Below are 3,421 nucleotides of genomic sequence, written 5' to 3'. Positions count from 1 at the left end.
GGGCCGCCCGCACGCCCCTGCCGGCAACCCGCTCGGCCGATCTGGCGCGCGATCATCTCGGCAACGGTCTGACCGATGCGGTCAAGGGCCGCGCGTTTGTCTATTCCGACTGCTGGGTGGAAGACAGCCGGCTGGTGGTGCTCAACGCCATGGATGCCAGCGCCCGCGGCGCCACCGTGCTGACCCGCACCCGCCTGCTGGCCGCCCATCGCGAGGGCAGTCACTGGCTGGCGACGATCCGCGATGCCGATGGGCAGGAACACCGCGTGCAGGCGCGCGGCCTGGTCAACGCGGCGGGGCCCTGGGTGGCCGAAGTGCTGGGCCGAATCGCCGGCGCGCCGCAGGATCGCGCCATGCGCCTGATCCAGGGCAGCCATATCGTCGTGCCCAGGCTCTATGAAGGTGATCACGCCTTCCTGCTCCAGAACAGCGACCGGCGCGTGGTCTTCGCCATTCCCTATGAGCAGGATTTCACGCTGATCGGCACGACCGACGAAGTGTGGGACCAGGCGCCGGGCCGCGCCACGATCAGCCCGGCCGAACGCGACTATCTGCTCGACGTGGTGCGCCGCCACTTCACGCGGCCGGTGGGCGTGGACGATATCGTCTGGACCTATTCCGGCATCCGCCCGCTCTATGACGACAAGGCCAGCAATGCCTCGGCCGTCACGCGTGACTATGTGCTCGATCTCGATCACCGCGATGGCCAGGCGCCGCTGCTCAGCGTGTTCGGCGGCAAGATCACCACCTATCGCAAGCTGGCCGAGCATGCCCTGGAAAAGCTGGGCCCCGCCTTTCCCCAGGCGCGCGATGCCTGGACGGCGGGCGCGACCCTGCCCGGGGGCGATTTTCCGGCCGATGGCTTTGCCGATCTGGTCGATCGCTTCTGCCAGGAACGCCCCGCCCTGCCGCGCCCCCTGCTCACCCGCTGGGCGCGGGCCTATGGCACGCGGGCACGGCAGATCTTTGCCTCGGCGCAGACCCTGGCTGACCTGGGCGAGGATTTCGGCGGCGGGCTCCATGCCGCGGAACTGGCCTATCTGGCACAGCACGAATGGGCGATGACGGCCGAGGATGTCGTCGCCCGGCGCAGCAAACTGCTGCTGCGCCTGTCGCCCGACGCCCTGCCCCGGATCGATGCCTGGCTTGCCCAATGGTGGCAAGCGCGCCAAGGGTAGGATCACGCCCGAGCGGGCCGCACGGTGCGGCGCGCTGGCCTGGAGGAGCAGTTTTGGCCGATCTTGCCGCGATCAGGCACCGCAGCCTTGTCGAATACCTGCAAGGCGCGCGCTTTGCCGGGGTGGAGGAACTCGCCCAGGTGCTGGGCGTGACCCAGCAGACCGTGCGCAAGGATCTCGATCTGCTCGCCAGCCGGCGCCTGCTCACCCGCGTGCGCGGCGGGGCGATGCTCGAATCCCGGCTCGACAATATCGGCTATTCCACTCGCCGGGCGATCGCTGCCCATGCCAAGGACGCGATCGGGCGCAAGGCGGCGGAGCTGTTGCCCAACAATGCCTCGCTGTTCCTCAACATCGGCACCACGACAGAGGCGGTGGCGCGCAACCTGCTCGATCACGAACACCTGCTGGTGGTGACCAACAACCTCAACGTCGCCGATATCCTGGCCCAGAACAGCCGGATCGAGGTGATCGTGGCCGGCGGCCGCCTGCGCGCCAACGATCGCGCGGTGATCGGCAGCCTGACGGTGGATTTCATCAAGGGCTTCAAGGTCGATTACGCGGTGATCGGCACCAGCGCGCTCGATGCCGATGGCGATCTGCTGGATTTCGATATCAACGAGGTGACCGTCAGCCAGACGATCATCGCCCAGGCGCGCAAGGTCATGCTGGTGGCCGACGCGACCAAGTTCGAGCGCCAGGCCCCGGCGCGGATCGGCTCGCTCTCGGACATCGACCTGTTCGTGACCGACACGATCGCGGATGATGAGCGCACCCGCCTGGTGCAGCGGCACAACGTGGATATCGTCACCGCGCTTTAGGCGGAATAGGCGGCGCCAGCGCGATCGCGATCGTACCAACGTTGCCCAAATAAGCCGCGCGCCTCTATGCCCCTGAAACCGTTGGCTTGGTGCTGAGCAGCACCCACAGCAGCGCCGCGCCGATCATGTCCATGAGCGACAGCGCGACGAACAGCGGGTTGTAGCCAAAGACGTCGGCGCTTTTGCCAATGGCGAGCGTGAACAGCATGCCGCCGATCCACGCGATCGATCCCGCCATGCCGCTTACCGTGCCAACGGTGCGGGAATTGAACAGATCGGCGCACAGCGTGATCAGCGCGCCGTTGAGCATCTGGTGGGCGAAACCACCGACGCAGAACAGCGCAATGGCCAGCCCCGGCGAACCGGCAAGGCCAATGCAGGCCGGGCCGATCATGCACAGCGCGCCCACGGCCATGGTCACCTTGCGCGAGGCCACCACGCCGGCACCACGCCGCATGAGGTAGCCCGGCAGGATGCCCGCGCCCAGCGATCCGAAATCGGCAGCCAGGAAGGGCAGCCAGGCCCACAGCGCAATCGCCTTGAGATCCAGCTTCCATACCGAGACGAGGTAGAGCGGGATGAAGAAGTTGAAGGTCTGCCACGCCGGTTCGGCCAGAAAGCGTGGCAGGGCAATCGCCCAGAACGATCGGGATTTGAGGATATCGAACCGCGATGACACCATCTCGGTGGCAACGTCCGCGCCGGGATCATGCAACGGCCGCTCCTCGGGGCGGGGCGACCGATAGGTGAACCACCACAAGAGCGCCCACGCCAGGCTGAGCGCGCCGGTGACCAGGAAGGCAGACTGCCAACCCCACCACAGGATGCAGAACGCCACCAGGGCCGGCGCGACCATGCTGCCAACGCTCGTGCCCATTTGAAAGCAGCTGGTGGCAAGCGGGCGCTTTTGCGCCGGAAACCACTCTGAAACCACCTTGGCACCGGCGGGAATGGCCGCCGCTTCGGTGGCGCCGAGGGCTGCGCGAAACACGGCCAGGCTGGGCCAGCCAGTGGCGAAAGCGTGCCCCATATTGGCCAGCGCCCAGCCAAGCGCGAAAATGAAGAACCCCAGCCGTGTGCCAAGCACATCAAGCACGGTGCCGGCCACGGTCTGCATCACAGTATAGCTTGCCTGGAACGCCAGGACCACCCAGCTGTATTGCTCGGTCGTCATGCCGAAGCTGTCTTTCAGCGTCGGCGCCGCCACCGACAGCGTCGAGCGGGCAAGATAGTTCATGATCGTGCCCAGCGTGACCAAGCCGATCATCCACCAGCGCAACTGACCTTTTGCCATGTGTCGATATCCCTGGTTCAGGCGCGGGTTGCCGGGGCCAGCGGCGCGTAGGCCGCCCGGTCCAGCTGCGGAATGGCGCCGGCCTGCTGAACCACGGCGGCGGCCAGGCGATGGCCGGCCAGGCCGCA

The 3,421-nt window shown here is 67.0% G+C and carries 3 protein-coding genes; 2 read left to right on the top strand and 1 reads right to left on the bottom strand.

What is annotated here, in order from left to right; translation table 11 throughout:
* Together glpD and H926_RS0121250 are read left to right on the top strand one after the other, a co-directional pair.
* Window positions 1-1,178, top strand: a 1,178-nt coding sequence (gene glpD, locus H926_RS29645) for a glycerol-3-phosphate dehydrogenase (RefSeq protein WP_237741136.1), incomplete at its 5' end; no start/stop codon positions are given.
* A 53-nt stretch (window positions 1,179-1,231) separates the two neighbouring features.
* Window positions 1,232-1,999 (top strand): DeoR/GlpR family DNA-binding transcription regulator, encoded by a 768-nt coding sequence (locus tag H926_RS0121250; RefSeq protein WP_022678048.1) that lies wholly within the window; start codon window positions 1,232-1,234, stop codon window positions 1,997-1,999.
* Between the two features lie 64 nt (window positions 2,000-2,063).
* Here the strand turns inward: H926_RS0121250 and H926_RS0121245 are convergent, their stop codons facing one another.
* Window positions 2,064-3,293, bottom strand: a complete 1,230-nt coding sequence (locus tag H926_RS0121245; protein WP_028658317.1) for an MFS transporter — start codon at window positions 3,291-3,293, stop codon at window positions 2,064-2,066.
* Window positions 3,294-3,421 lie beyond the last annotated feature (128 nt).

The organism is Novosphingobium sp. B-7 (assembly GCF_000410615.1).
GTDB lineage: Bacteria > Pseudomonadota > Alphaproteobacteria > Sphingomonadales > Sphingomonadaceae > Novosphingobium > Novosphingobium capsulatum.
This window is presented reverse-complemented; position numbering and strand designations above follow the sequence as displayed.

Coding starts and splice junctions, on each gene's coding strand:
- H926_RS0121245 (WP_028658317.1), bottom strand. CDS start 3,293: ATGGCAAAAGGTCAGTTGCGCTGGTGGATGATCGGCTTGGTCACGCTG.